Origin of the sequence: Mycolicibacterium duvalii (genome assembly GCF_010726645.1) — a bacterium.
Classification (GTDB): Bacteria; Actinomycetota; Actinomycetes; order Mycobacteriales; family Mycobacteriaceae; genus Mycobacterium; species Mycobacterium duvalii.
This window is the reverse complement of sequence record NZ_AP022563.1, coordinates 4,947,202-4,972,610: the sequence shown is the minus strand read 5'-3', so window position 1 is coordinate 4,972,610 and position 25,409 is coordinate 4,947,202. Positions and strand designations below refer to the sequence as shown.

The 25,409-nt window shown below is 69.5% G+C and carries 24 protein-coding genes and 1 pseudogene; 12 read left to right on the top strand and 13 right to left on the bottom strand.

The genetic code is table 11. The features are described from left to right. Window positions 1-10: 10 nt before the first annotated feature. The 5 genes from G6N31_RS23585 to G6N31_RS23570 form a co-directional block, all read right to left on the bottom strand. Window positions 11-784 (bottom strand): sulfite exporter TauE/SafE family protein, encoded by a 774-nt coding sequence (locus G6N31_RS23585; RefSeq protein ID WP_098002089.1) that lies wholly within the window; start codon window positions 782-784, stop codon window positions 11-13. 19 nt (window positions 785-803) lie between these two features. Further along, entirely contained in the window at window positions 804-968 is a 165-nt protein-coding gene (locus G6N31_RS27890; RefSeq protein WP_494337381.1) for a DUF8730 family Cys-rich protein, read from the bottom strand. Window positions 969-1,125: 157 nt separating this feature from the next. After that, complete coding sequence (locus tag G6N31_RS23580) at window positions 1,126-2,352, bottom strand: TerC family protein (protein WP_098002233.1); 1,227 nt, start codon at window positions 2,350-2,352, stop codon at window positions 1,126-1,128. Between the two features lie 57 nt (window positions 2,353-2,409). Next, complete coding sequence (locus G6N31_RS23575; RefSeq protein WP_163722341.1) at window positions 2,410-2,550, bottom strand: hypothetical protein; 141 nt, start codon at window positions 2,548-2,550, stop codon at window positions 2,410-2,412. Window positions 2,551-2,560: 10 nt separating this feature from the next. After that, on the bottom strand, window positions 2,561-3,547 hold the full coding sequence (locus G6N31_RS23570) for an LLM class F420-dependent oxidoreductase (RefSeq protein WP_098002090.1): 987 nt from the start codon (window positions 3,545-3,547) through the stop codon (window positions 2,561-2,563). A 93-nt stretch (window positions 3,548-3,640) separates the two neighbouring features. Between G6N31_RS23570 and G6N31_RS23565 the strand changes: the two genes are divergently transcribed. Genes G6N31_RS23565 through G6N31_RS23545 form a run of 5 tightly spaced genes read left to right on the top strand, consistent with a single transcriptional unit; the run spans window position 3,641 to window position 8,942 of the window. After that, on the top strand, window positions 3,641-4,843 hold the full coding sequence (locus G6N31_RS23565; protein ID WP_197747148.1) for a DUF7847 domain-containing protein: 1,203 nt from the start codon (window positions 3,641-3,643) through the stop codon (window positions 4,841-4,843). Window position 4,844: 1 nt separating this feature from the next. Beyond that, entirely contained in the window at window positions 4,845-5,492 is a 648-nt protein-coding gene (locus G6N31_RS23560; protein ID WP_098002092.1) for a DUF4129 domain-containing protein, read from the top strand. Beyond that, on the top strand, window positions 5,489-6,640 hold the full coding sequence (locus G6N31_RS23555; RefSeq protein WP_098002093.1) for a DUF4350 domain-containing protein: 1,152 nt from the start codon (window positions 5,489-5,491) through the stop codon (window positions 6,638-6,640). The genes G6N31_RS23560 and G6N31_RS23555 overlap by 4 nt, the downstream gene beginning before the upstream one ends. Further along, window positions 6,637-7,599, top strand: coding sequence for an AAA family ATPase (locus G6N31_RS23550; protein WP_098002094.1), 963 nt, complete (start codon window positions 6,637-6,639; stop codon window positions 7,597-7,599). The genes G6N31_RS23555 and G6N31_RS23550 overlap by 4 nt, the downstream gene beginning before the upstream one ends. Window positions 7,600-7,610: 11 nt before the next feature. After that, window positions 7,611-8,942, top strand: a complete 1,332-nt coding sequence (locus G6N31_RS23545) for a DUF58 domain-containing protein (protein ID WP_098002095.1) — start codon at window positions 7,611-7,613, stop codon at window positions 8,940-8,942. A 1-nt stretch (window position 8,943) separates the two neighbouring features. Here G6N31_RS23545 and G6N31_RS23540 read toward each other — a convergent pair whose 3' ends face one another. After that, window positions 8,944-9,936 carry a stage II sporulation protein M gene (locus G6N31_RS23540; protein WP_098002096.1) on the bottom strand — a complete coding sequence of 331 codons (993 nt, stop codon included), beginning with the start codon at window positions 9,934-9,936 and terminating at the stop codon, window positions 8,944-8,946. A gap of 28 nt (window positions 9,937-9,964) precedes the next feature. On the opposite strand from G6N31_RS23540, the gene G6N31_RS23535 reads away from it, so the two are divergent. Continuing rightward, the gene (locus tag G6N31_RS23535; protein WP_098002234.1) at window positions 9,965-10,816 is read left to right on the top strand and encodes an RDD family protein; all 852 of its coding nucleotides are present in this window, start codon (window positions 9,965-9,967) and stop codon (window positions 10,814-10,816) included. Between the two features lie 3 nt (window positions 10,817-10,819). Here G6N31_RS23535 and G6N31_RS23530 read toward each other — a convergent pair whose 3' ends face one another. Further along, window positions 10,820-12,136 (bottom strand): carotenoid oxygenase family protein, encoded by a 1,317-nt coding sequence (locus G6N31_RS23530; protein WP_234815189.1) that lies wholly within the window; start codon window positions 12,134-12,136, stop codon window positions 10,820-10,822. Between the two features lie 144 nt (window positions 12,137-12,280). On the opposite strand from G6N31_RS23530, the gene G6N31_RS23525 reads away from it, so the two are divergent. From G6N31_RS23525 to G6N31_RS23515, 3 genes are all read left to right on the top strand, one after another. Then, window positions 12,281-12,958: a PadR family transcriptional regulator gene (locus G6N31_RS23525; RefSeq protein ID WP_098002098.1), complete on the top strand. Its 678-nt coding sequence runs from the start codon at window positions 12,281-12,283 to the stop codon at window positions 12,956-12,958. Between the two features lie 77 nt (window positions 12,959-13,035). After that, a complete protein-coding gene (locus G6N31_RS23520; RefSeq protein ID WP_098002099.1) occupies window positions 13,036-13,893 on the top strand; it encodes an oxidoreductase in 858 nt (285 codons plus the stop codon). A 36-nt stretch (window positions 13,894-13,929) separates the two neighbouring features. Further along, on the top strand, window positions 13,930-15,564 hold the full coding sequence (locus G6N31_RS23515) for a peptide chain release factor 3 (protein ID WP_098002100.1): 1,635 nt from the start codon (window positions 13,930-13,932) through the stop codon (window positions 15,562-15,564). A gap of 11 nt (window positions 15,565-15,575) precedes the next feature. Here G6N31_RS23515 and glpK read toward each other — a convergent pair whose 3' ends face one another. Continuing rightward, window positions 15,576-17,093: a glycerol kinase GlpK gene (gene glpK, locus G6N31_RS23510; protein WP_098002101.1), complete on the bottom strand. Its 1,518-nt coding sequence runs from the start codon at window positions 17,091-17,093 to the stop codon at window positions 15,576-15,578. A gap of 9 nt (window positions 17,094-17,102) precedes the next feature. Between glpK and G6N31_RS23505 the strand changes: the two genes are divergently transcribed. The 3 genes and pseudogenes from G6N31_RS23505 (at window position 17,103) to G6N31_RS23495 (ending at window position 20,058) form a co-directional block, all read left to right on the top strand. After that, window positions 17,103-17,882: a class I SAM-dependent methyltransferase gene (locus G6N31_RS23505; RefSeq protein ID WP_163722495.1), complete on the top strand. Its 780-nt coding sequence runs from the start codon at window positions 17,103-17,105 to the stop codon at window positions 17,880-17,882. A gap of 1 nt (window position 17,883) precedes the next feature. After that, window positions 17,884-19,362 (top strand): annotated as a pseudogene (locus G6N31_RS23500) (glutamate-cysteine ligase family protein). A 24-nt stretch (window positions 19,363-19,386) separates the two neighbouring features. Continuing rightward, window positions 19,387-20,058, top strand: a complete 672-nt coding sequence (locus G6N31_RS23495; RefSeq protein WP_098002102.1) for an SAM-dependent methyltransferase — start codon at window positions 19,387-19,389, stop codon at window positions 20,056-20,058. Window position 20,059: 1 nt separating this feature from the next. Here the strand turns inward: G6N31_RS23495 and egtE are convergent, their stop codons facing one another. From egtE to egtA, 5 genes are read right to left on the bottom strand one after another with little or no spacing between them, the layout of a single operon-like run. After that, complete coding sequence (egtE, locus tag G6N31_RS23490; RefSeq protein WP_098002103.1) at window positions 20,060-21,139, bottom strand: ergothioneine biosynthesis PLP-dependent enzyme EgtE; 1,080 nt, start codon at window positions 21,137-21,139, stop codon at window positions 20,060-20,062. Continuing rightward, window positions 21,136-22,110, bottom strand: a complete 975-nt coding sequence (gene egtD, locus G6N31_RS23485; RefSeq protein WP_098002104.1) for an L-histidine N(alpha)-methyltransferase — start codon at window positions 22,108-22,110, stop codon at window positions 21,136-21,138. The genes egtE and egtD overlap by 4 nt, the downstream gene beginning before the upstream one ends. Then, on the bottom strand, window positions 22,110-22,799 hold the full coding sequence (gene egtC, locus G6N31_RS23480) for an ergothioneine biosynthesis protein EgtC (protein WP_098002105.1): 690 nt from the start codon (window positions 22,797-22,799) through the stop codon (window positions 22,110-22,112). The genes egtD and egtC overlap by 1 nt, the downstream gene beginning before the upstream one ends. Next, a complete protein-coding gene (egtB, locus tag G6N31_RS23475; RefSeq protein ID WP_098002106.1) occupies window positions 22,792-24,099 on the bottom strand; it encodes an ergothioneine biosynthesis protein EgtB in 1,308 nt (435 codons plus the stop codon). Before egtB ends, egtC begins: the two co-directional genes overlap by 8 nt. Further along, on the bottom strand, window positions 24,096-25,370 hold the full coding sequence (gene egtA / locus G6N31_RS23470; RefSeq protein ID WP_098002236.1) for an ergothioneine biosynthesis glutamate--cysteine ligase EgtA: 1,275 nt from the start codon (window positions 25,368-25,370) through the stop codon (window positions 24,096-24,098). Before egtA ends, egtB begins: the two co-directional genes overlap by 4 nt. Window positions 25,371-25,409: the final 39 nt, after the last annotated feature.

Below are 25,409 nucleotides of genomic sequence, written 5' to 3'. Positions count from 1 at the left end.
GGTGGGTCGTCTACTTGAGGAAGATCGTGTCGATCAGGACGTAGGCGGCGACGGCGAAGACGAGGTAGGCGAACCAACGCTGCAGGCGGTCGGCGTCGACCTTGGTGCCGAAGTACCCGGCCACCAGGGAGGCCGCCATGGCCGCGGCGACGAACGCGCCGGTCACCGTCCAGTCGACGGTGATCGCGGACAGATGGGAGGCCACGCCGGCCACGGAGTTGGCGATGATGATCAGCAACGAGGTGCCGATCGCCGTCGTCATCTCCACCCCGAGCACCATCACCAGGGCCGGGATGATCAGGAATCCGCCACCGACACCGAACAGCCCGGTCAGCAGGCCGACCACCAACCCGGCGCCGACCGACCGCGGTGCACAGCGGCGCCAATTCACCTGACCGCCCTCGGTCTGGCATGCGGTGCCGGTTCCGCCGTGATCGGTGAGCATCCGGATTCCGGCGACCACCATGACCACCGCGAACCCGATCAGCAGCGCCGACTCGGGCAGATGACGGCTCAGCGCGCTCCCGGCGACGGTCGCGGGAATGCCGGCGGCCGAGAAGATCGCCGCCATCCCCCACCGGACCTGTCCGGCGCGGATCTTGGGCAGCACCCCGACAGCCGAGGCCGCGGCGACGACGATCAGCGAGATCGGAATCGCCTGCTGGATATCGAGATCCATCCCGTAGACCAGGGCCGGGACGGCGAGGATCGAGCCTCCGCCGCCCAGCAACCCCAGTAGCACACCGATCAGTGCGCCGAGGGCCAGTCCGAGCGTCAGGACCATACTGTCTCCGCTACCCCGATCACCGGCGCCAGAACCCCCGCGGGTTGCTGCGCGGCGCCTCGGGCGAACGTTGACAGCGGCATCGCTGCGCGTCGGGCACCGAGCGCATCACGTCGTCGACGTGCTGGCCGCATCCGTCCCAGGTCGTCTTGCCACACGACGGACATGTCACTGCGTAACACATGTGCATTACCTCCTTCCCATATACCCCCATGGGTATCTGAACTGCAGGTGCACTCCAAATGTTCCCGACCGTCATACCCCAGCCGGTATGGCGGCCGTCGCCAACCTATACCCCTACTGGTATGACTGCAATCCTCGGGCGCCGACTCCGGAAACGGTCAGGTCAACCCTCGGCGGGTGAACGGTTCGGCGTGACCGCGGGCGACGGCTTCGTCGTGCTTGGCCGCTGCGCGGTTCAACAGGTCGATCAACTCGGCCTCGTCGCGCACCATCTGCCGGTACTTGGGTCCGAGCGCCAGGATCTGGTCACGTTCGTCGAGCAGCGCACGGAAGATCCGTTCGCGCTCCTCGGGATCCTTGGTGTACTCGGAGTCCAGGTAGGCGATGGCATGACGGCGCGCATTGGCAATGGCCGTCTGTGCCTTGCCTTTCCGGCTGAACAGCGACGCAACGACGGTGATGAGCAGCACGCCGATGATCACCGCCAGCGACAGCGAGGTGCTGACCTCGACCACCGGTACCGGCTCGCCGTCGTTGATGATCGGCACGTTGTTCTCGTGCAGCGCGTGCAGGATCAGCTTGATGCCGATGAACCCGAGGATGGTGGCCAGACCGTAGGACAGGTAGATCAGCCGGTCCAGCAGACCGTCGATCAGGAAGTACAGCTGACGCAAACCCATCAGCGAGAACGCGGTCGCGGTGAAGACCAGGTACACGTCCTGGGTCAGCCCGAAGATCGCCGGGACCGAGTCGAGGGCGAACAGGATGTCGGTGCCACCGATGGCCACCATGACCAGCAGCATGGGGGTGAGCATGCGCTTGCCGTCGACGACGGTGACCAGCTTGTCGCCGTCGTAATGCTCGGTGGTGCGGATGAACCGCTTGGCGATCCGGATGACGAAGTTGTCCGCCTCCTGTTCGTCGTCGCCGTGGTCCGACTTCAGGAGATTGCCGGCGGTGAGCAGCAGGACCAGACCGAAGAGATAGAACACCCAGGCGAAGGTGTTGATCAGCGCTGCGCCCACGAGGATGAAGCCGGTGCGGGCGATCAACGCGAACACGATGCCGAACAGCAGCACCTTCTGCTGGTCTTCGCGGGGCACCCGGAAGCTGGCGATGATCACCAGGAACACGAACAGGTTGTCGACCGAGAGCGCCTTCTCGGTGACGTAGCCCGCGAAGTACTCGGATCCCGGACCGGGGCCGCCGAAGACCAGCACCGCCACGCCGAACAACACTGCGATGCCGACGTAGAGCGCCGACCAGATGGCGGCCTCCCGCAGCGTCGGGACGTGTGCCTTGCGCACGTGGAAGAAGAAGTCGAACGCCAGCAGCCCGATGATGAACGCGATGGTCAGCCCCCACACCCACGCCGGAACACCCATCGACATTCCCACCCATCTGTGTCACCCGGCGCCCGCGCGCCGGACCCTCAACGGTAGTCAGGCAGTCGGTTCGCCGGAGTCCTTGTCCACATCCGGGGTCTTCTCGTCGACATCCTTGTCCGATTCGGAGTTCGCCGTCGAAGACGCGGACTTCTCCGAACCGTGCTCGTCGTCGTAAATGCCTTTACCTCGTGTCATCGAAAACCTTTCAGTGCGCGGCAGAGCGCAGTTTGTCCAGCAGCGGCGCGGCGGCCTTGCTGAAGAACTCATCTTGGCTGTCGCCGCCGACCTGCACCAGTGCGATGTCGGTGAAGCCGGCCTCCCAGTAGGTGCGCACGGACTCGACGATCGCGTCGAGGTCGGGTCCGCACGGAATCGACTCGGCGGTGTCCTCGGGGCGGACGAACTGGGTGGCGCCGTCGAAGCCGGCGGTGGTGGGCAGATCGGAGTTGACCGCCCACCCACCGGCGAACCAGCGGAACTGGTCGTGCGCTCGTTCGATCGCGGCGTCGCGGTCGGGATCCCAGCAGATCGGGATCTGTCCGATCACCCGCACGTCGCCGGGCAGCCCGGTGGCCCGGCGGGCGTCGTGCCACTTGTCGACGAGGTCCTTGTTGGGCTCGACGGCGATCAGATGGTCGGCCAGCGGAGCGAACTGATCGATGGAACGACCGCCGGACACCGCCGCCGCGATCGGCACCGGCACGTCCGGGAGGTCCCAGATCCGGGCCGAGTCCACCTCGAAGTGCTCGCCTTTCCAGTCCACCAGTTCGCCGGTGTGCAGCTCCCGGATGATCTGGATCGCTTCGCGCAGCATCTCGTGGCGCCGCACCACCGTGGGCCAGCGCGCCCCGACCACGTGTTCGTTGAGGTTCTCACCGCTGCCCAGACCGAGGGTGAAGCGGCCGTCGGCGAGGATCTGCAGCGTGGCGGCCTTCTGCGCGACGATCGCCGGGTGGTAGCGGATGGTGGGGCAGGTCACGTACGTCATCAGCTCGACACGCTCGGTCGCGTGCGCGACCGCGCCCAGCACCGACCACGCATACGGGGCGTGGCCCTGGGCGGACAGCCACGGGAAGTAGTGATCACTGCAGACTTCGAAGTCGAAACCGACTTCTTCCGCCGAAACGGCGTAACGGACAAGGTCTTTGGGGCCGGCCTGTTCGGTCATCAGGGTGTAGCCGAAACGAGTCATGGGCTCGGAATACCCGGCGACCCTGCGGCGAAACGAGCTGCCGGCGAGATCACCACGTTGTCATTTGTCACGGCGCTCGCCAAGATGGGCAGCATGACCTACGACGCCGGCGGATACGGTCCCGCGGGCAGCCACGGCCCCGGCGTCCCGCCCGGCTATCCGCCGCCGGGCTATCCGCCGCCCGGGTATCCGCCGCCCGGGTATCCGCCGCCCGGGTACGGCCAGGCCTACGGGCCACCGGGGTACCCGCCGGGGTACGGTCCCCCGCCAGGCTATGGTCCCCCGCCGGCTCTCAAGCCCGGCATCGTGCCGCTGCGTCCGCTCACGCTGGGCGAGATCTTCAACGGCGCGATCGCGTCGATGCGGGCCAACCCGAAAGCCACCCTCGGCCTGACCACGATCGTCGTCCTGGCCACCCAACTGTTGGCGCTGCTGCTGTCACTGTGGCCGCTGGCCTTCGCCGGAGATCTCGCCGGATCGCTGGAGAGCGAGGCGGATTCGACCAACCTGCTGGTGCTGACCAGCGGTTCGAGCCTGGCATCGATCGCCTCCAGCGCTGCGGCGGCAGTGGCGACCGGCCTGTCAACCATCCTGCTCAGCGGCCTGCTCACCGTGGTGATCGGCCGCTCGGTGTTCGGCGCCGGCATCTCGATCGGGGACGCGTGGCGACGGCTGCGGCCCCGGGTGTGGGCGCTGATCGGGTTCAGCGTGCTGACCATGCTCGCTGCGATCCTGCTGTTCGGCGTGGTCGCGGTGATCATCGCCGGGATCGGGGTCACCGCCGGCGGCTGGCCGGCGTTCTTCGTCGGCGCCCCGCTGGTGCTGGTGACGCTCGGGTTCGTGGCCTACGTCGCCACCATGATCACGTTCGCGCCGGCCGCGATCGTGCTCGAACGTCGCGACGTCGTCTCGTCGGTCAAGCGGTCCTTCGCCTTGGTTCGAGGCGACTTCTGGCGCGTCTTCGGGATTCGGCTGCTGGCGCTGCTCGTGGCCCAGATCGTCGCCGGCGCAGTGGCCTTCCCGTTCACCTTCGGCGGCGAGATTCTGCTCGGTACCACCGGAGCGGTGTGGGCGGGGATGATCGCGCTGGTGATGTTCTCGGTCGGCAGCGCGATCGGCCAGATCATCACCGGGCCCTTCAACGCCGGTGTGGTGGTGCTGCAGTACACCGATCGGCGCATCCGGGCCGAGGCGTTCGACCTGGTGCTGCAGACCGGGGCGTCGGCTGGTCCGGGGACATACCCCGGTGCGCCGGCCGACGCCACCGACGAGCTGTGGTTGACCGGCCAGCGCTGACGTGTCGCCCGTAGACCTCGACCGTGATGCGGCCCATGACGCCGCGCAGCAGGAGCTCGGCAAGCTGATCTATCCGAGGCCGTCGCTGACCGAGCAGTTCGTCGCCTGGATCGACGAACTGCTGTACCGGCTGACCGCCGCCGCGGCCGAGGTTCCCGGCGGCTGGCTGACCGTGCTGGTGCTCGCACTGCTGGGCGGCGCCGCGCTCGCGGTGGCCGTCCGGATCGCGCGCCGGGCCATGCGGACCGATCGAGGCACCCCGGAGACGTTGTTCGGCGACACCGTGCTCAGCGCCGCCGAACACCGTGCGATCGCCGAACGCCATGCGGCAGAGGGGGACTGGCCGGCGGCCATCCGGCACCGAGTGCGCGCGGTGGCCCGCCGCCTCGAAGAGGCCGACATCCTCGGTCCGGTGCCCGGCCGCACCGCCACCGAGCTGGCCGCCGCAGCCGGCGCCCTGCTACCCCAGCTGGCCGATCGATTGGCCACCGCCGCAACGGCGTTCAACGACGTCACCTACGGGCAGCGACCGGGATCGCATGACCAGTACGCGCTGATCGCCGCGCTCGACGATGACCTCGCCGGCGCCAGCGTCGGGGTCGCGGCCACGACGCCGGAGACACGGTCGGGCTGGACACCGGTGCGATGACCCAGACGCCATCGACGGCCGTCGGGCCGACCGTGCGGGCACGGATGCGCAGTATCCGGTGGGTCGCGCTGGCGCTGGTGGTGATCGTCGCCGTCGCGACACTGACCACCTACCTGACCGCGGCGCGTCCCGGCGGCCGCCTCGACGCCCGCTCCACCGGGCCCGAAGGCACCCACGCACTCATCGCGCTGCTGCGCGACCAGGGCATCGAGGTGGTGGTGGCCGACACCGTCGCCGACGTCGAGCGTGCCGCCGGGCCGGACACCCTGATCGTGGCCGCGCAGACCTTTCATCTCTACGACGACGACCAGCTGGCCCGGCTCGCCCGGCTGCCCGGGGACCGGCTGGTTCTCGAACCGATCGGCACGACACGTGAACAGCTGGCGCCGCTGCTGCGCCGCACCGAATCCGTGCAGTTCGGCGGCCTGAGCCCCGGGTGCGACCTGCGGGAGGCGGTGCGCGCAGGAACCGTACAGTTCGGCGCCGCCGATTCCTACGAGGCCTCGGAGGACACCTCGGTGACCCGGTGCTACGACGGGGTGCTGGCGCGCTACCGCGCCGGCGGCCGCACCGTCACGGTGGTCGGCAGCGCCGCGTTCGTGATGAACTCCGCACTGCTCGAGGAGGGCAACGCCGCGCTGGCACTCAACCTCGCCGGGACGCAGCCGCGGATGATCTGGTATGCCCCGCAGCGCGGCGAGGGAACCGAATCTCGCGGTGACGCTTCCGTTTTCGATCTGATCCCACCGCAGGTCACCTGGTTGGTCTGGCAGCTCGTGGTCGCGGTCGGCCTGCTCGCGCTGTGGCGGGGCCGCCGCCTGGGCCCGCTCGTGGCCGAGCAGCTGCCGGTGGTGGTGCGCGCGTCGGAGACGGTGGAGGGCCGCGGCCGGCTGTACCGGTCCCGCCGTGCCCGCGACCGGGCCGCCGAAGCGCTACGCACCGCGACGCTGCAGCGCATGCTCCCCCGCCTAGGCCTGCAGACCGGCGCTGCTCCGGCCGCCGTCGCCGCGGCCGTCGCCCAACGTTGTGGCGGCGACCCGCAGATGCTCACCCATACGCTGTACGGGCCGGCGCCGGACACCGACACCGATCTGGTGAACTTGGCCCGCGCACTCGACGACATCGAAAGGCAGGTCGCACAGTCGTGACGCAGCCCCCCACTCATGAATCCGCCCGCACTGCGCTGATGGCGCTGCGCACCGAGATCGGCAAGGTCGTGGTCGGGCAGGATGCCGTGGTCAGCGGACTGGTCGTGGCCCTGCTCTGCCGTGGCCACGTGCTGCTCGAAGGTGTTCCGGGAGTGGCGAAGACGCTGCTGGTCCGCACACTGGCGGCGGCGTTGCGGTTGCAGTTCAAGCGGGTGCAGTTCACGCCCGACCTGATGCCCGGTGACGTCACCGGCTCGCTGGTCTACGACGCGCGCACCGCGGAGTTCGAGTTCCGCGCAGGGCCGGTGTTCACCAACCTGATGCTCGCCGACGAGATCAACCGCACCCCGCCGAAGACACAGGCCGCGCTGCTCGAGGCGATGGAGGAGCGCCAAGTCAGCGTCGACGGGGAGCCGCGGCCGCTGCCCGACCCGTTCATCGTCGCCGCCACCCAGAACCCGATCGAGTACGAGGGCACCTACCAGTTGCCGGAGGCACAGCTGGACCGGTTCCTGCTCAAGCTCAACGTGCCACTTCCTCCGCGCGACCAGGAGATCGCGATCCTCGACCGGCATGCCCGCGGGTTCGATCCGCGTGACCTGACGACCGTACAGCCCGTCGCCGGCCCGGCGGAGTTGGCCGCAGGCCGCGACGCGGTCCGGCAGGTCCTGGTGGCCAACGAGGTGCTCGGCTACATCGTCGACATCGTCGGGGCCACAAGGCATTCACCGTCGCTGCAGCTGGGGGTGTCGCCGCGCGGCGCCACCGCACTGCTGGCCACCGCCCGCTCGTGGGCGTGGCTGTCGGGACGCAACTACGTCACCCCCGACGACGTCAAGGCGATGGCGCGGCCCACCCTGCGCCACCGCGTGGGTCTACGACCGGAGGCCGAACTCGAGGGGGCCACCGCCGACGTCGTCCTGGAAGGCATTCTCGCGGCCGTGCCGGTACCGAGATAGGCTGCACCGCAGTGATTCTCACGGGACGCACCGGGCTGATCGCGCTGCTGTGCACGATCCCGGTGGTGGCCTCGCCCAGCGCCGGGGTGACGTTCGCGGTACTGATGGGTGCGCTGGCCGTGGCGGTTGTCGTCGACGTTGCGCTGGCGGCAGGCCCCCGCGCGCTGGTCCTGACCCGCAGCGGCAACACCTCGGCGCGGCTGGGGCAACCCGTGACCGCCACCCTGTCGGTGACCAACGGCAGCCGCGCCCGGTTCCGCGGGTTCCTCCGCGACGCCTGGGCGCCGAGTGCCCGCGCCCAGCCGCGCAAGCATGGGCTGAATCTGGCTGCGGGACAGCGCGTGACGCTGGAGACCCGGCTGCAGCCGGTGCGACGCGGCGACCAGGTCTCGGCGCTGATCACGGCGCGGTCGATCGGCCCGTTGGGTCTGGCCGGCCGGCAGGCGTCGCACCGGGTGCCCTGGCAGGTCCGGATCATGCCTCCGTTCCTGTCCCGTAAGCACCTGCCGTCCCGGCTGGCGCGGCTGCGGGAGCTGGAGGGGCTGACCCCGGTGTTGATCCGCGGTCAGGGCACCGAGTTCGACTCGCTGCGCGAATACGTCGTCGGCGACGACGTCCGCTCGATCGACTGGCGGGCCACGGCGCGGCGGGCCGACGTGGTGGTGCGCACGTGGCGCCCGGAACGGGACCGGCGGGTGGTGATCGTGCTCGACACCGGACGCACCTCGGCCGGGCGTGTCGGGGTGGACCCCACCCAGGCTGCCGCCGAGGACCGGGGCGGATGGCCCCGACTGGACTGGTCGATGGATGCCGCCCTGCTGTTGGCGGCGTTGGCGTCGCGGGCCGGTGACCACGTGGACTTCCTGGCCCACGATCGCGTCACCCGCGCCGGCGTATTCCACGCCGCGCGCACCGACCTGCTGGCCCGGCTGGTCGACGCGATGGCGCCGCTGGAACCCGCTCTGGTGGAGTCGGACCCGCGCGCGATGGCCACCGCGATCCAGCGGCGGGTGCGCCGCCGGGCGTTGGTGGTGTTGCTGACCGATCTGAACGCGTCGGCCATCGACGAAGGCCTGATGACCGTGTTGCCGGCGCTGACCGCCAAGCACCGCGTATTGCTCGCTGCGGTGTCCGACCCGCGAGTCGATGCGCTGGCCGGCGGGCGATCGGACGCGGTCGCGGTCTATGACGCCGCCGCCGCGGAGCGGGCCCGCAACGACCGTCGTGACATCGCCGCACGGCTGCGCAGGCACGGCGTCGACGTGGTCGACGCCGCCCCGGAGGATCTGGCGCCCGCGCTGGCCGACCACTACCTGGCCATGAAGGCCGCCGGGCGGCTGTAGCTCAGCCCGTCGGCACCACGTCGGGGGCGTTGTCGATGTCCCCGGTCTCGCCGGCCCGCGCGGCCTTGCGGCCGAAGTGCACCACATAGGCGAGGAACGCGGCCTCGGCGGCGACGCCGATCCCGATGCGTGCCCAGGTCGGCAGGCTCGACGGCGTCACGAACGCCTCGATCACCCCGGCGATCAACAGTACGGCCACCAGGCCGACCGCCACCGAGATCACCGCGCGGCCCTGCTCGGCGAGCACCTGGGTGCGCGGCCGGTCGCCGGGCGAGACCACCGACCAGCCCAACCGCATCCCCGCCCCGGCGGCCAGGAACACCGCGGTCAGCTCGATCAGTCCGTGCGGCGTCAGCAGGCCCAAGAACACGTCGGCCTTGTCCGCGGAGAACATCAGCCCGCCGATCACACCCAGGTTCGCCGAATTCTGGAACAGCACATACGGGATCGGGATGCCCAGCAGGATGGAGAAGCCGATGCACTGCGCGGCCACCCACGCGTTGTTCACCCACACCTGCAGCGCGAACGACCCGGCCGGGTGCTCGCTGTAGTAGTCGGCGAAATCGTTGTTGACCAGCTGGTCGATCTCGGCGGGTGTGCCGACCGCGGCCTGCACCTCGGGGTGGGTGGCCACCCAGACGCCGATCACCACGGCTACGGCGAAGAACGCGACGCCCGAACCCAGCCACCACCGCCACGACCGGTAGGCCACCACCGGGAACGACACCGTCCAGAACCGGACGAACTCCTGCCACAGCGGTGCGTGGGCACCGCTGACCGCCGCTCGGGCCCGCGCAACCAGCCCGGAGAGCTTGCCGACGAGCACCTGATCCGTCGAGGCCGACCGGACCATCGACAGATGCGTCGACACCCGCTGGTACAGGTCGACGAGCTCGTCCACCTCGGCTCCGGTCAGGCGGCGGCGCTTCTTGACCAGATGCTCGAGCCGGTCCCACGCCGGCCGGTTCGCAAGAACGAACGCGTCGACATCCACGTGGCCCGATTTTAGTAGCGTGGCATTCATGGTCGACCAGCAACAGCCCGTGGTGACGGGCGACGCGGTGGTTCTCGACATCCAGATCGCCCAGTTGCCGGTGCGTGCGCTGTCGGTGCTGATCGACGTGACGGTGGTGTTCGTCGCCTATCTGCTCGGCGTCTTCCTGTGGGCGCTGACGCTTTCGCAGTTCGATTCCGCGTTCTCTGCTGCGGTGCTGATCATCTTCACGGTGCTGGCCCTGGTGGGCTACCCGGTGATCTTCGAGACCGCCACCCGAGGCCGCACTCTGGGCAAGATGGCGATGGGGTTGCGGGTGGTCTCCGATGACGGCGGCCCGGAACGATTCCGGCAGGCGTTGTTCCGCGCGCTGGCCGGTGTCATCGAGATCTGGATGATGACCGGCGGTCCGGCCGTCATCTGCAGCCTGCTCTCGTCGAAGGGCAAGCGCATCGGCGACATCTTCGCCGGCACCGTCGTGATCAGTGAGCGCACCCCGAAGATGACACCGCCGCCGGTGATGCCGCCGCCGCTGGCGTCGTGGGCCTCTGCCCTGGAGTTGTCCGGCCTGACCGGCCCCCAGGCCGAACTCGCGCGTCAGTTCCTCTCGCGCTCTTCCCAATTGCAGCCACACGTGCGTGACCAGATGGCTCATCGGATCGCCACCGAGGTGGTGGCGCAGATCTCCCCGCCTCCGCCGCCGGGTGCTCCGCCGGCCATGGTGCTCGCCGCGGTGCTGGCCGAACGGCATCGCCGCGAGCTGCGCAGGCTCAACCCCGCGGCCATGGCCCCGCCGATGCAGCCGCCCTATCCGCCCGCGCCGTGGCCTGTTCCATCGCCACCACCCGCACGCGACGACGGCTTCACCCCGCCCTCCTGACGGTCAGTCGGCGATCCAGTTGCCGTGGAACCCGTACGGAACCCGTTGCGGCAGATGAACTGTGGCCACCGGATCAGCGGCCACGTCGGAGGCGTCGAGGATGACCAGGTCGCTGCCGTCGCGGTCGGCGTCATAGACGTATCCCAGGTACCAGCCGCTGGACTCGTCGGCCGGACCGTCGTTGCACGGCACGAACACCGCTTCCCCGGGGTTACCCGGACCTGAGGCCGGGAACCGGTGTTCGACCGCATCGCCGGTCACCAGGTCATGGCGGACCCAGCTGCGGTTGCCGACCGACATCACATAGCGGGCGGCCCGGGTGGCCAGCCGGTCGTCGATCCGGGGGAACTCGACGGCCCGGTCGTCGAGTTGGCCTTCGCTCACCGCGCCGGTGATCGGATCCACCGTCCAGGTCCACAGCACGCCCTCGGCGTCGGAACCGCCGCCCCGACGCCACAATTCGGGGTAGCGCACCGCCTGCAGGACCAGGGACCCAGAGCTGGTCTCGTGGGCGTTGGCGACGTGGAACACATAACACGGGTCGATGTCGACCCAGCGCACCTGGCCGAACGGGTCGTCGCGGCGCAGCAGCCCGAATCGCGCGCCGTAGTCGTCATCCCACACGAAGGGCATCTCCCCGTCCATCGCGGCGCCGAGGTCGAACACGATCGGAAGGTCCAGGAAGACCGCGTAGTTCGGGGTCAGCGCGAAGTCGTGCATCATCGTCAGCGCCGGCACGTCGATGCCGCGGTTGATCGTCAGCGTGCCGTCGGCGTCGACGCGGTGGTAGGTGACGTGCGGGGCGGAGATGTTGCCGTACCCGAAGAAGTGCATCTCACCGGTGGTCGGGCAGATCTTCGGGTGCGCGGTCATCGAGTCGACGAGTCGACCGCCGAAGTCGTAGGCGCCCACGGTCTCGAGCTCGTTGGTGATCTCGTAGGGCAGTGACGACTCGACCAGAGCCAGGGTCTTGCCCGCGTGGTTGACCACATGGGTATTGGCCACGCTGGCGCGCAGGTTACGGGTGCCGTCCTCGTTGTAGAGCGGGAAGTCGGAGATGAAGCTGTCGGTACGGACCCATCGGTTGCGGTACCACGCGGCGCGCCCGTTCTCGATGCGCACGCCGTGGATCATGCCGTCGCCGGTGAACCAGTGTCCGGTCGCGGTCCGCGGATTGGGCCCGTTACGCAGGTACCACCCCGCCAGCTCGGGCGGGATGGCGCCGTCGACCGGCAGATCGAACGCGGTGAGCTCGTCGGTGACCGGCGCATAGTTGCCGACGGTGAAGATCGACGCTGCGCTCTCGGTGGTCTCGCTCACGGCCATCTCCTGCCCACTCGGTGGTGTTGCCCCAGCCTACTGACGCGATCGGACGCTCAGCGTTGCATCGTGATGTTTCCCGATATATCGTCAACGTATCGGTAGCGCCGTACGGCGCTTTCGCCCTACGAAGGACACAGACATATGAACACCCCATTCACACCCCCAGAGAACCCGTTCAGCAACCTCGGTTTCGGCTTCGGCCCGGCCGACCGCCACATGCTCCACGAGCGTCGCCGCCAGGCCAGGCGCGAGTTCCGCGACCACCTCCGGGATCACCGCGGCGACGCCGGGTTCGGCTTCGGCGCCGGTGGTTTCGGCCCCGGCGGTTTCGGTCCCGGCTTCGGTTTCGGCCCGGGTGGTCCGCGCCGCCGCGGAGGTAATCGCGGCCGGCGCGGCGACGTGCGCGCCGCAATCCTGAAGCTGCTCACCGAACGTCCGATGCACGGCTACGAGATGATCCAGGAGATCCACGAGCGCAGCCGGCAGCTGTGGAAGCCGAGCCCCGGCTCGATCTATCCCACCCTGCAGCTTCTCGTCGACGAAGGCCTGCTCGCCGCGACCGAGACCGAGGGCAGCAAGAAGCTCTTCGAGCTGACCGACGACGGCCGCGCGGCCGCGGAGAAGATCGACGCGGCACCCTGGGAGGCCATCACCGAAGGCGCCGACCCGACGGCGATGGGCCTGCGTAACGCCGTGGGCCAGCTGATGGGCGCTGTCGCGCAGTCGGCGCACGCGGCCACCCCGGAGCAGCAGGCGCGGATCCTCGAGATCGTCAACACCGCCCGCCGCGAGATCTACCACGTCCTCGGCGAGGACTAGGCAGCCCGCTGCGATTTCGGCGTGGTTTCGTACCGCAAACGGGATGAAATCACGCCGAACTCGCGTAGGTAAACACCATGGACAGCTTCCCCCTCGGCTCCTACTCCGTCGGACGCGTCGGGTTCGGCGCCATGCAACTTCCGGGCCCCGGGGTGTTCGGGCCGCCCCGCGACCACGACCAGGCCCTGGCCGTGCTGCGACGCGCGCGCGGGCTGGGCATCAACCACATCGACACCGCGCAGATCTACGGGCCCGACGTCGCCAACCAGCTGATCCGCGAGGCGCTGCACCCCTATCCGGCCGACCTCGCACTGGTCAGCAAGGTCGGCGGCAAGCGCGACGACCGGGGTGCCTGGCTGCCCGCCCAGGACCCCGACGACCTGCGCGCCCAGCTCGAGGCGAACTTGCGCACGCTCGACACCGACCGGCTCGCGGCGGTCAACCTGCGCATCTTCGACAGCGAAGTCGACCGCGACCTGTTCGACCGTCAGCTCTCGACGATGATCACCGCGCGTGACGAGGGCCTGATCGCCGGAATCGGACTGAGCAACATCACTGTCGAGCATCTGCGAATCGCGCTGGACCGCACGGAGATCGTCTGCGTGCAGAACGCCTACAACCTGCTGGACCGGTCGTCGCAGCCGGTATTGGACCTCTGCACCGAACGGGACATCGCGTTCGTGCCGTTCTTCCCGCTGGGGTCGGGCTTCCTGCCGGACAATCCGGTGCTCACCCACCCCGCGGTGGTGCGCGAAGCGCAGCAGCTGGGCCGCACCCCGGCGCAGATCGTGTTGGCGTGGACGCTGGCTGTGGCACCGAACGTGCTGTTGATCCCCGGAACCTCGTCGGTGGCACACCTCGAGGAGAACACCGCGGTGCGCGACATCGTGCTCGACGCCCAGACCAAACAGGAACTCGACAGCAACAACGATTAACGCTTCGGCGGCCCCGGCCAATAAAATCGCACCACAATGACGAATTCCCCCGGTGCGGCCGCGACGGTCGCACCCCGCTCAGACAAGGTCTCGCTCGAAGCCCGCCGCCGCCGCACCTTCGCCGTGATCAGCCACCCCGACGCCGGGAAATCCACCCTGACCGAGGCGCTGGTACTGCACGCCAAGGCGATCACCGAGGCCGGCGCCGTGCACGGCAAGGGCAACCGGCGCGCCACGGTGTCGGACTGGATGGAGATGGAGAAAGCGCGCGGCATCTCGATCACGTCGACCGCGCTGCAGTTCCCGTACACCACCGGTAGCGGCGACACCTGCATCATCAACCTGCTCGACACCCCCGGCCACGCCGACTTCTCCGAGGACACCTACCGGGTGCTCACCGCCGTCGACTGCGCGGTGATGCTCATCGACGCGGCCAAAGGCCTGGAACCGCAGACGCTGAAGCTGTTCCAGGTGTGCCGGCACCGCGGCATCCCGATCATCACGGTGGTCAACAAATGGGACCGGCCGGGCCGGTACGCGCTGGAGTTGATGGACGAGATCCACGAGCGCATCCAGCTGCAGACCACGCCGTTGACCTGGCCGGTCGGCATCGCCGGCGATTTCAAGGGTGTCCTCGACCGGCGGACCGGCAAGTACATCAAGTACACCCGCACGGCGGGCGGCGCCACCGCCGCCCCCGAAGAACACATCGAGGCGTCCCGCGCACACGAAATCGCGGGAGACGACTGGGACACAGCGGTCGAGGAATCCGAACTGCTGTCCGCCGACGGCGCCGACTTCGACCGGGAGTCGTTCCTGCGGTGCACGTCGACTCCGGTGCTGTTCACCTCCGCCATCCTCAACTTCGGCGTGAACCAGCTTCTCGACGTCCTCACCCAGTTGGCCCCGTCGCCCAACGGCGCAATCGACGTCGACGGCAACCGCCGCGAGGCCGACTCCCCGTTCTCGGCGTTCGTGTTCAAAGTTCAGGCCGGCATGGACTCCGCGCACCGCGACCGCATCGCCTACGCCCGGGTGTGCTCAGGCACGTTCGAGCGCGGCGATGTGCTCACTCACGCCACCACCGGTAAACCGTTCGTCACCAAGTACGCACAATCGGTCTTCGGCCAGCAGCGCTCGACCCTGGACACCGCGTGGCCGGGTGACGTCATCGGGCTGGCCAACGCGGCCGCGCTGCGCCCCGGCGACACGCTGTACTCCGACGTCGCCGTGCAGTACCCGCCGATACCGAGCTTCTCTCCCGAGCACTTCTCGGTGGCCCGAGGTTCCGACCCCAGCAAGCACAAGCAGTTCCGCAAAGGGATCGAGCAGCTCGACCAGGAAGGCGTGGTCCAGGTGCTGCGCTCGGACCTGCGCGGTGACCAGGCCCCGGTACTGGCCGCCGTCGGACCCATGCAGTTCGAGGTGGCCAGTCACCGGATGGCCGCCGAGTTCAGCGCACCGATCACGCTGGAACCGTTGCCATACACCGTCGCGCGCCTCTGCGAGCCCGAGGATGTGAAGCTCCTTGCGCGGCTCCCGTCGGTGGAGGTGTTCACCCGCACCGACGGAGTCCTGCTGGCCGTGTTCGCCACCAAGTGGCGGCTGGAGACCGTGCAGCGGGAGAACCCGGAGATCACCCTGCGCGGGCTGGTCGCTGCCGACCAGTAGTCCCCCACAGGTCAGTCGACGTCGACCCAGTCCAGAGTGCGTTCGACGGCTTTGCGCCAACCCGCGTAGCCGGCCTCGCGCTGCTCGGCCGACCACTGCGGCGTCCAGCGCTGACCCTCCTGCCAGTTGGCCCGCAGATCCTCCGGCCCGTCCCAGAATCCGACGCCCAGCCCGGCGGCGTAGGCCGCTCCCAGCGCGGTGGTCTCGGCGACCACCGGCTTGACCACGTCGACGCCGAGCACGTCGGCCTGGATCTGCATGCACAGATCGTTGGCGGTGATGCCGCCGTCGACCTTGAGGACCTCCAAGGTGACGCCGGAGTCGACGGCCATCGCGTCGACGACGTCACGGCTCTGATAGCAGATCGATTCCAGGGTGGCGCGGGCCAGATGGGCGTTGGTGTTGTACCTCGACAGCCCGACGATGGCGCCGCGCGCGTCGGAGCGCCAGTACGGCGCGAACAGACCTGAGAATGCCGGCACGAAATACACGCCGCCGTTGTCGTCGACCTGCCGGGCCAGCGCCTCGCTCTGCGAGGCCCCGCTGATGATGCCGAGCTGGTCACGCAGCCATTGCACCGCAGAGCCGGTCACCGCGATCGAACCTTCAAGGGCATAAACGGGTTTCGAGCCGTCGAACTGGTAACACAGCGTGGTCAACAATCCGTTGCCGGACCGTACGATCTCCTCGCCGGTGTTGATCAGCAGGAAGTTGCCGGTGCCGTAGGTGTTCTTGGCCTCGCCCACCTCGAGGCAGACCTGCCCGACCATGGCGGCCTGCTGGTCGCCCAGGATGCCGGTGATCGGAATCTCGCCGTCGGCGGGGCCGGTCTCCACGGTCACCCCGTGCGGCTGACGCGACGACGAGGGCCGGATCTCGGGCAGCATCTGGCGCGGGACGCCGAAGAAGCCGAGCAGTTCGTCGTCCCAGTCCAGCGTCTCGAGATTCATCAGCATCGTGCGGCTGGCATTGGTGACATCGGTGACGTGCACACCGCCGCGGTGCCCGCCGGTCAGGTTCCACAGCACCCAGGTGTCGGTGGTGCCGAACAGCGCGTCGCCCTTCTCGGCGTCGGCGCGCAACCCGTCGACATTTTCCAGCAGCCACTGCAGCTTTCCGCCGGAGAAATACGTGGCGGGCGGCAGGCCGGCCTTCTGCCGGATCACGTCACCGCGGCCGTCACGGTCCAGCGCCGAGGCGATGCGGTCGGTGCGGGTGTCCTGCCAGACGATCGCGTTGTGGTAGGGCCGTCCGGTGCGCCGGTTCCACACCAGCGACGTCTCCCGCTGGTTGGTGATGCCGAGCGCGGCAAGGTCGCCGGTGGACAGGTCGGTGTTGTTCAGCACCGAGGCCAGCACCGAGCCGGTGCGCTCCCAGATCTCAACCGGGTTGTGTTCGACCCAGCCGGCCCGGGGCAGGATCTGCTCGTGTTCGAGCTGGTGGCGGCCCACCTCGGCCCCGTCATGGTCGAAGATCATGCAGCGGGTACTGGTGGTGCCCTGATCGATTGCAGCGACGAAGTCGGCCATTCGTCCATGATGGACCACATGGCCGAGCAGACGATCGACATCACCTCGATGCCGCGCGGCGGGCCGCACGCGTCCTGTCTGGACCGGCTGCTGCGCACCGACCGACTGGAATACCTCGACCGCGACGACGCAGACGATCCCGATCTCGCGCGCCGGAAGCGCAGTGTGATCCGGGCGCTGGACTGGACCGGTCAGGTGTTCGGCAATCACGGCCGGTTCGCCGCCATCGCGTTGGACGCGGTCGCCGACGTCGCCGATCCGAAGATCCTGGAGCTCGGCGCCGGCCACGGCGGTCTGTCGCGACTGCTGTTGGACTGGCACCCCACCGCGCAGGTGACGGTCACCGACGTCGATGCCGACTCGGTGGAGGCGATCGCCGCCGGCGAGCTCGGCTCGCACCGGCGCGCGCAGATACGCCGAATCGATGCCACCGCGATCGACGCGCCCGACGGATCGTTCGACCTGGCGGTGTTCGCGCTGTCGTTCCACCACCTGGGACCCGACGCGGCGGCACAGGTGATCGCCGAGGGCACCCGCGTCGCGCACATCCTGCTGATCATCGACCTGCCCCGCCCGCCCGCGCCGCTGCACCTGCTGCGGCTGGCGACGATGTTGCCGTGGGCACCGCTGGTGCCGTTCGTGCACGACGGGGTGATCAGCTCACTGCGCGCCTACAGCCCGTCGGCGCTGCGGGCCCTGGCACGCCACGCCGGTCCCGACATCGACGTCGAGTTGCGCGGCGGCTGTCTGGGACCACAAATCATGGTGGCGCGCCGGATAGGCTCGTGACGTGGGCGAAGAGCTCAAGCACACCGAATTCAGCCGCGAGCACCGGCGCGAGTACCGGCGCAAGGTGCAGCTGTGCCTCGACGTGTTCGAGACGATGCTGTCCCGGTCCAGCTTCGACTTCGAGAAGCCGCTGACCGGCATGGAGATCGAGTGCAACCTCGTCGACTCGCAATACCAGCCGGCGATGAGCAACTCCGAGGTGCTGGCGTCCATCGCCGATCCCGCGTACCAAACCGAGTTGGGCGCCTACAACATCGAGTTCAATGTGCCGCCGCGGCGGCTGCCGGGTCGGGCGGCGCTCGAACTCGAAGACGAGGTCCGCGCCAGCCTCAACGCCGCGGAGGTCAAGGCCAATCTCTCCGACGCCCACATCGTCATGGTCGGCATCCTGCCGACGTTGATGCCCCAGCACCTGTCCGGCGCGTGGATGAGCGAGTCGATCCGCTACCAGGCACTCAACGACTCCATCTTCACCGCCCGCGGTGAGGACATCATGATCGACATCACCGGCCCGGAACGGCTGAGCCTGCAGACCGCCACCATCGCGCCCGAATCCGCCTGCACCAGCATGCAGTTGCACCTGCAGGTGTCCCCAGCCGACTTCGCCAACAATTGGAACGCGGCGCAAGTGCTGGCGGGGCCGCAACTCGCGCTGGGCGCGAACTCGCCCTTCTTCTTCGGCCATCACCTGTGGGCCGAGACGCGAATCGAATTGTTCGCCCAGGCCACCGACACCCGGCCCTAGGAGCTCAAGACCCAGGGGGTACGGCCGCGGGTGTGGTTCGGGGAACGGTGGATCACGTCGATCTTCGATCTGTTCGAGGAGAACGTGCGCTACTTTCCGTCGCTGTTGCCGGAACTCTCCGACGAGGACCCGGTCGCCGAACTCGAAGCCGGGCGCACGCCGCGGCTCTCGGAGCTGCGCCTGCACAACGGCACCATCTACCGGTGGAACCGCCCCGTCTACGACTTCGTGAACGGCCGGCCGCACCTGCGGGTGGAGAACCGGGTGCTGCCCGCCGGCCCGACCGTCGTCGACATGATGGCCAACTCGGCGTTCTACTACGGCATGCTGCGGACGCTGTCGGAGGAGGACCGCCCCGTCTGGACCCAGATGAGTTTCGCTGCCGCGGAACACAATTTCCTGCAGGCGGCGCAGTACGGCATGGACTGCCGCATGTACTGGCCCGGGCTGGGCGAGGTGACCCCCGACGAGCTGATCCTGCGGCGACTGCTGCCGATGGCCGACGAGGGGCTGCGGCGATGGGAGGTGGCCGCCGAGGTGCGGGACCGCTACCTGGGCGTCATCGAAGGCCGGGCCAAGACCGGCCGCAACGGCGCGACGTGGCAGGCACTGACCGTCGAGGCATTGCAGGGTCGGGGCATGAGCCGGCCCGACGCGCTGGCCGAGATGCTGCGGCAGTACTGCGTCCACATGCACGGCAACGAGCCCGTGCACACCTGGGAGATCCCGGACTGAGCCGTCGTCGGTACCGTGGCCCACATGACCGAGGTGATGGACTGGGACAGCGCCTACCGCGGCGAGGGTCACTTTGACGGCGAGCCCCCGTGGAACATCGGCGAGCCGCAACCGGAGTTGGCGGCGCTGTGGCGGGCGGGCAGGTTCCGCAGCGAGGTTCTCGACGCCGGTTGCGGGCATGCCGAGCTCTCGCTGGCCCTGGCGGCCGACGGGTACACCGTGACCGGAGTGGACATCAGCCCGACGGCCGTGGCCGCGGCCACCGCGGCGGCAGCCGAGCGTGGACTGTCGGAGCGGGCGACGTTCGCCGCGGCGGACATCACCGCGTTGGACGGTTACGACGACCGGTTCTCCACCGTGGTGGACAGCACCCTGTTCCACTCGCTGCCCGTGGAGTCCCGGGACGCCTATCTGCGCTCGATCCACCGCGCCGCCGCGCCCGGCGCCGGCTACTTCGTGCTGGTCTTCGCCAAGGGGGCATTCCCCGCCGAGATGGCGCCCGGCCCCAACGAGGTGTCCGAAATCGAACTGCGCGAGGCGGTTTCCCGCTACTGGGTGATCGACGACATCCGGCCGGCGCTGATCCACACCAACGTCCCGGCCACGTCCGGTCCGCCGCCCCCGCTGGACCTGCTCGATGACCGCGGGCGGCTACGCCTGCAGGCTTTCCTGCTTTCAGCGCACAAACAGTCCTAGATCAGCGCCCGACGGCGACGAGCGCCGCGGCCAGCGTGGCCAAGTCGTCGTCGGTGACGTCGACATGCGGCGAGATCCGCAGCGCGGGCCGGCTCATCTCCCGCGGCGCGCGCTCGGTGCCGACATAGGTGGTGACGATCGAGTGCTCGGCGATAAGGCGGGCGCGCACGGTCAGCGGATCCACCCCGTCGGGCGGATACAGGGTGGTGATGGCGCTCGGCTCGTCGACGTGCTCGATCACCTGCCATCCCGCCACCTCCCCCAGCACGGTCCGGGTCAGCGCCCCGACCTCACACAGCTGCGTGCGGACGTCGGCGGGCCCCAAGGCCAGCAGTTCGCCCAGCGCCACGCACAACCCGACGTGCAGACCGACATTGACTTCGACGTGTCCCAGCCGTTGCTGCTCAAGCTCGGGCAACAGGCCTGGCCGGGTGGCCAGCAGGCCGACGCCGCGCGGCCCGGCTGTCCACTTGCGCGAGGATGAGTACAGCGCGTCGGCACCGATCGACGCGCAGTCCAGGTGGGCGAACGCCTGTGCCGCATCGACGAACAGCGGGATGCCCGCGGCGCGGCACGCCGCGGCGATCTCGCGGACCGGTTGCACCGTGCCGCGGTGGCTGCCCAGCACGGTGAGGTGCAGCAACGCCGGCGGATTCTCGGCCAGTGCGCCGGCGGCGGCGTCGACGTCCAGCCGACCCGCACCGTCGACCGGCAGTTCGCGGACGTCGAACCCGTGCCGGGCCATACTCGCCAGATTGGGCCCGTACTCGCCTGGCAGGCAGGCGATGGTGCGTCCGCCCGTCCAGCTGCCCAGCAGGATGTCGAGCGCATGGCCGGACCCGGTGGTGAAGAAGACCTCGGCGTCGGCCATGGCGGTCAGGGCACGCACCGCCGCGCGGCCGGCGTCAAGAGTGGGCGCGGCGGCTTCGGCGGCCACGTACCCGCCAACCTCCGCTTCGTGGCGGGCGTGGCTGGCGGCCGCGTCGATCGCCGCCAGGCTCTGCCGCGAGCAGGCCGCGCTGTCGAGGTGCACCCCTGCAACGGGCGGACGCGCGGACCGCCACCGTTCAGCGAGGCTCATTTCACCGAAAGCGACAGCGCGAAGTCGCCGGCGGCGTCAGTCCACCAGTGCGTGCGGCGCAGCCCAGCGCCGGCCAATTCGGCGTCGACGCCGGCCCGGCGGAACTTGCACGACACCTCGGTCAGGATCTCCTCCCCGGCCGCGAAGTCCACCTCCAGAGCCAGGTCGGCGATCCGCACCCGCTGCGCGCGCGTCGCCCGCAACCGCATCTCGATTCGTTCCTCGTCACTGTTCCAGCGCGCGACGTGCTCGAAGGCGCTCAGGTCGAAGTCCGCCCCGAGCTGGCGGTTGATCACCGCGAGCACGTTGCGGTTGAACTGCGCGGTCACCCCGGCGGCATCGTCGTAGGCGCGCACCAGCCGCTCGCTGTCCTTGACCAGGTCGGTGCCCAGCAGGAAGGCATCGCCGGGCTGCATCAGGCGCGCCACGGCGGCCAGGAACTCGGCGCGCGGCGCCGCGGTCAGGTTGCCGATCGTCGAGCCCAGGAAGGCGATCAACCGACGGCCTTGCGCTGGGATCTTGTCCAGATGCTGCTCGAAGTCGCCGCAGACGGCGGTGATCTCGACTCCCGGGTACTCCGCACCGATCGCCGCCGCGGCGGACTGCAGCACGCTCGCGTCGACGTCGAACGGGACGAAGCGGCTCAGGGAGCCGCGGTCGCGCAGCGCGTCGAGAAGCATGCGGGTCTTCTCCGAGGTGCCGCTGCCGAGCTCCACCAGGGTGTCGGCTGCGCACGCGTCGACGATGTCTCCGGCATGGGTGCGCAGGATCTGCGCTTCCGCCCGGGTGGGGTAGTACTCGGGCAGCCTGGTGATCTGATCGAACAGCTCGCTGCCGACTTCGTCGTAGAACCATTTGGGCGGCAACGACTTCGGCCGTGCGGTCAGGCCGTCGCGCACGTCGCGGCGCAATGCCGTGTCGGCGGCGTCGGCGGCCAGGTAGTTGGTGAGTGATGCGGAGGGTGAGGCCATCACGGTCCTTTCAGCGGGGTCATCGTGACGTCGGCGCCGACGACCTCGACGAGGTGGCGGTCGGGCACTTCTTGCCATGCCGGGTCGTCATCGTAGGGTTCGCTTGCCAGCACCACGCCGTCGGCGCGGCGCAGCACCGACAACGTGTCCCCCCATGTCGTGGCGACCAGTCGAGAACCGTTGCCTGCCAATATGTTCAGTCGCGCCGTGGGGTCTTCGGCGCCGACGGAGGCCACGGTGTCACCGAGCGCGTGGACGCCGCGCTCGAAGATCAGCGCGGCCAGCAACGCGCTGTCGTTGGTCGATTCCGCGTGCCGCGACAGCGGCAGCACCGCACGGTCGACCAGACCGTTGTGTGACAGCAGCCAGTGCCCGTCACTGAACGGCGCCGATGCGGTGGGCTCGATGGGCATCCCCACGCTGGCCGACCGGACCGCCGCCACCACGCACCGCCCCATCAGCGCAGGTGCCACCGACGCGAACGACGCGTCCGTCCACAGCGGTGCGGCACTGCGCCAGCGGCGCGGCACGTCGCCGTCGAAGAACCCGACGCCCCAGCCGTCGGCGTTCATCAACCCGTGCTTCTGGCGGCGTGGGGCGTAGGACTGCACGAGCAGCCCCGACGGAGGATCCAACGTCAGCGATGCCACCGAGACCGGCTCGCCCAACCAGCCCAGGTGCCTACACATGGCTGTCCCACGCCAACCGCACCCCGGAGAAGATCTGCCGGCGGATCGGGTGGTCCCAGTTGCGGAAGCTGGGGCGCAGGATGTCCGCGGACACCGCCCACGATCCGCCGCGCAGCACCCGGTAGTCACCGGTGGTCTCGCCCTCGAAGAACGGCTGCGAGTAGCGCTCGTACACCATCGGACTGAACCCCGGCCACGGCCGCAGCCGCGACGTGGTCCATTCCCACACGTCGCCCAGCATCTGCTCGGCGCCGTAGGCCGACGCGCCGTCCGGGTAGGCGCCCACCGGGGCCGGCCGCCGCGCCTGCCCATCGAGGTTGGCCAGACGGGAGGTGGGCGGCGTTGCACCCCAAGGGAATCGGCGTCGAGACCCAGTGGCCGGGTCCCATGCGCACGCCTTCTCCCACTCGATCTCGGTGGGCAGCCGAGCGCCGGCCCACGCCGCGTAGGCCTCGGCTTCGAAGAACGTGACGTGCTGGACCGGTTCGTCGTCGGGGATGTCCTCGACGTGGCCGAAGCGGGTGCGGGAGCCGGCGCAACCGCCGTCGAGGTTCCAGAACAGCGGGGCGGTCAATCCGGCCGCCTGCCGGTGGGCCCAGCCGTCCTCGGACCACCAGCGGCGCTGCCGGTAGCCGCCGTCGTCGACGAACTGCCGCCATTCGCCGTTGGTGACCGGAACCCGGCCGATGCGAAACGACGGGACGTCGACGACGTGGGCGGGTCGTTCGTTGTCCAGGGAGAAGGGTTCCGACGCACCGTCCACGCCGAGGACGAACGGCCCGCCCGGCACCGGCACCGATGTCCCCGCCACCTCCGGCCGGCCGGCGGGCAGCGCTGCGCCGCAGTCCAACAGCGGTGCGCCCGCACGCAGGTTCAATGCGGCCAGCATGGTCTCGTCGTGCTGATTCTCGTGGCTGATCACCATGCCGACGGTGAAGAGTTCCGGGTGATCGTCGGGCAACGTGTCGAGCATGTCGAGGACCTTGCCGCGCACGGTGGCGCAGTAGGCCCGGGCCTCAGTCGGCGGAAGCAACGGCAGGTCGACGCGGGCGGCGCGGGAATGCACGAACGCGTCGTAGAGCGAATCGACCTGTGGGGTGAGCAGACCCGGCCGGTTCGCGTCGCCGCCGCGCAACAGCCAGAACTCCTCCTGCTGCCCGATATGGGCGAGGTCCCACACCAACGGGCTCATCAACGGGTCGTACTGGCGGCGCACCTCTTCGTCGTCGAAATCGACGAGATGCAGCGTGCGATCCCGGGCGCGGGCGAGTTCGTCGGCGAGCGTCTCGTGGGGCCTCACAAATCTCCTCGTGCCAGGTCGGCGAGCGCCGGTGCGATACCGTTCGCCACCACGCGGTCGGCGAACCCGTCGGCGGGGCAGCGTCCCTGCTCCACCGAACGCAGGAGCACCATCATCGATTCCCCGAGCCCGGCGGGCGCCCGATCGGCCGCGGCGTGCACGCAGGCGACCGCCGCGCGGTGCAGCCTGCGGTCGGTCAGGCCGAGACGGGCGGCGCGGTCCCACGCGCCGGCCACCGGTTCGGTGGCCTCGGCGGCGATGCCGGCAGCCACCGGGTCGTCGAGCAGGACGGTCAGCGTCGACACAAGCGCGGGCCACAGCGCGTCGGGCACGCTGTCGAGATAGCGCACCTCGAGGAACCCGCGCGGACGCACGGGAGGGAACAGTGTGGTCAAGTGGTACTCGAGGTCGGCCACCGTCGGCGCGCGGCCGCCGAGGGGCACCCGCCCGTCGGCCCAGTCGGCGAACGGCACCCACTGGGTGACCGGGACCGGATCCGGGTTGTGCACCAGCATCACCGGCGCGCGCAGCGCATACCGGGCCCAGTCACTGGCGGGGTCGGCGCCGCTGGCCCCGAGGATCGGCCCACACCTCGCCGAGTCCAGCCGACTCCACACCAGTTGCCGGGTGGACTGCCAACCGGTGAAGTCGCCGCTGAGGATCGGCGAGTTCGCGGCGATCGCGATCATCGTCGGCCCCAACGCGTGGGCCAGCCGCACCCGGTCGGCCCAGCCCTGCTGCGGGCCGGCGTCGAGATTGACCTGCACCGACGCTGTCGACGTCATCATCGCCGCGCCCGCAGCACCGGTGTCGCTGGCCCGGAAGAACGACTCCATCGCGGCGTAGCGCGCACCCGGATTGACGCGGCCGACCGGACGCAGCGGGTCGGCGCCCAGCAGCACCAACCCGAGCCCGGCCTGCGCGAACGCGGTCCGCAGCACCGAGCGATCCGTCGCCATGGCCGTCACCGCGGCGCCGACGTCGCCCAGCGGCGGGCCCGACAACTCCACCGCTCCCCCGGGTTCGAGGGTGACCACACTGCCGCCGGGCAGCGGCGGCAACTCCGCAATCGTCGCGGTCAGTTCCTCCCAGCCGGGCCGTCGCCACGGATCGGCCAGGTCGTAACAATGCGCCTCGATCTCCAGACCCACCGCTCCCACCGGCCCGTCGGTCAGGCAGGTCTCGACGATGTGGTGCGCAGCCGACTCCGCACTGCTCAGTGTTTCCGTGCGCTGCTCGACGACATCACGGGATGTCATGGTGCTTGCCATCAGCACCCCTCTCCGGGTGTGGGGCGATCGCTGCTATGT

Bases quoted from the DNA above. Each gene is read 5' to 3' on its own strand.
- G6N31_RS23585 (WP_098002089.1), bottom strand. From the start codon at position 784: ATGGTCCTGACGCTCGGACTGGCCCTCGGCGCACTGATCGGTGTGCTA.
- G6N31_RS27890 (WP_494337381.1), bottom strand. From the start codon at position 968: ATGTGTTACGCAGTGACATGTCCGTCGTGTGGCAAGACGACCTGGGAC.
- G6N31_RS23580 (WP_098002233.1), bottom strand. From the start codon at position 2,352: ATGGGTGTTCCGGCGTGGGTGTGGGGGCTGACCATCGCGTTCATCATC.
- G6N31_RS23575 (WP_163722341.1), bottom strand. From the start codon at position 2,550: ATGACACGAGGTAAAGGCATTTACGACGACGAGCACGGTTCGGAGAAG.
- G6N31_RS23570 (WP_098002090.1), bottom strand. From the start codon at position 3,547: ATGACTCGTTTCGGCTACACCCTGATGACCGAACAGGCCGGCCCCAAA.
- G6N31_RS23565 (WP_197747148.1), top strand. From the start codon at position 3,641: ATGACCTACGACGCCGGCGGATACGGTCCCGCGGGCAGCCACGGCCCC.
- G6N31_RS23555 (WP_098002093.1), top strand. From the start codon at position 5,489: ATGACCCAGACGCCATCGACGGCCGTCGGGCCGACCGTGCGGGCACGG.
- G6N31_RS23535 (WP_098002234.1), top strand. From the start codon at position 9,965: ATGGTCGACCAGCAACAGCCCGTGGTGACGGGCGACGCGGTGGTTCTC.
- G6N31_RS23525 (WP_098002098.1), top strand. From the start codon at position 12,281: ATGAACACCCCATTCACACCCCCAGAGAACCCGTTCAGCAACCTCGGT.
- G6N31_RS23520 (WP_098002099.1), top strand. From the start codon at position 13,036: ATGGACAGCTTCCCCCTCGGCTCCTACTCCGTCGGACGCGTCGGGTTC.
- G6N31_RS23515 (WP_098002100.1), top strand. From the start codon at position 13,930: ATGACGAATTCCCCCGGTGCGGCCGCGACGGTCGCACCCCGCTCAGAC.
- glpK (WP_098002101.1), bottom strand. From the start codon at position 17,093: ATGGCCGACTTCGTCGCTGCAATCGATCAGGGCACCACCAGTACCCGC.
- G6N31_RS23505 (WP_163722495.1), top strand. From the start codon at position 17,103: ATGGACCACATGGCCGAGCAGACGATCGACATCACCTCGATGCCGCGC.
- G6N31_RS23495 (WP_098002102.1), top strand. From the start codon at position 19,387: ATGACCGAGGTGATGGACTGGGACAGCGCCTACCGCGGCGAGGGTCAC.
- egtE (WP_098002103.1), bottom strand. From the start codon at position 21,139: ATGAGCCTCGCTGAACGGTGGCGGTCCGCGCGTCCGCCCGTTGCAGGG.
- egtD (WP_098002104.1), bottom strand. From the start codon at position 22,110: ATGGCCTCACCCTCCGCATCACTCACCAACTACCTGGCCGCCGACGCC.
- egtC (WP_098002105.1), bottom strand. From the start codon at position 22,799: ATGTGTAGGCACCTGGGCTGGTTGGGCGAGCCGGTCTCGGTGGCATCG.
- egtA (WP_098002236.1), bottom strand. From the start codon at position 25,370: ATGGCAAGCACCATGACATCCCGTGATGTCGTCGAGCAGCGCACGGAA.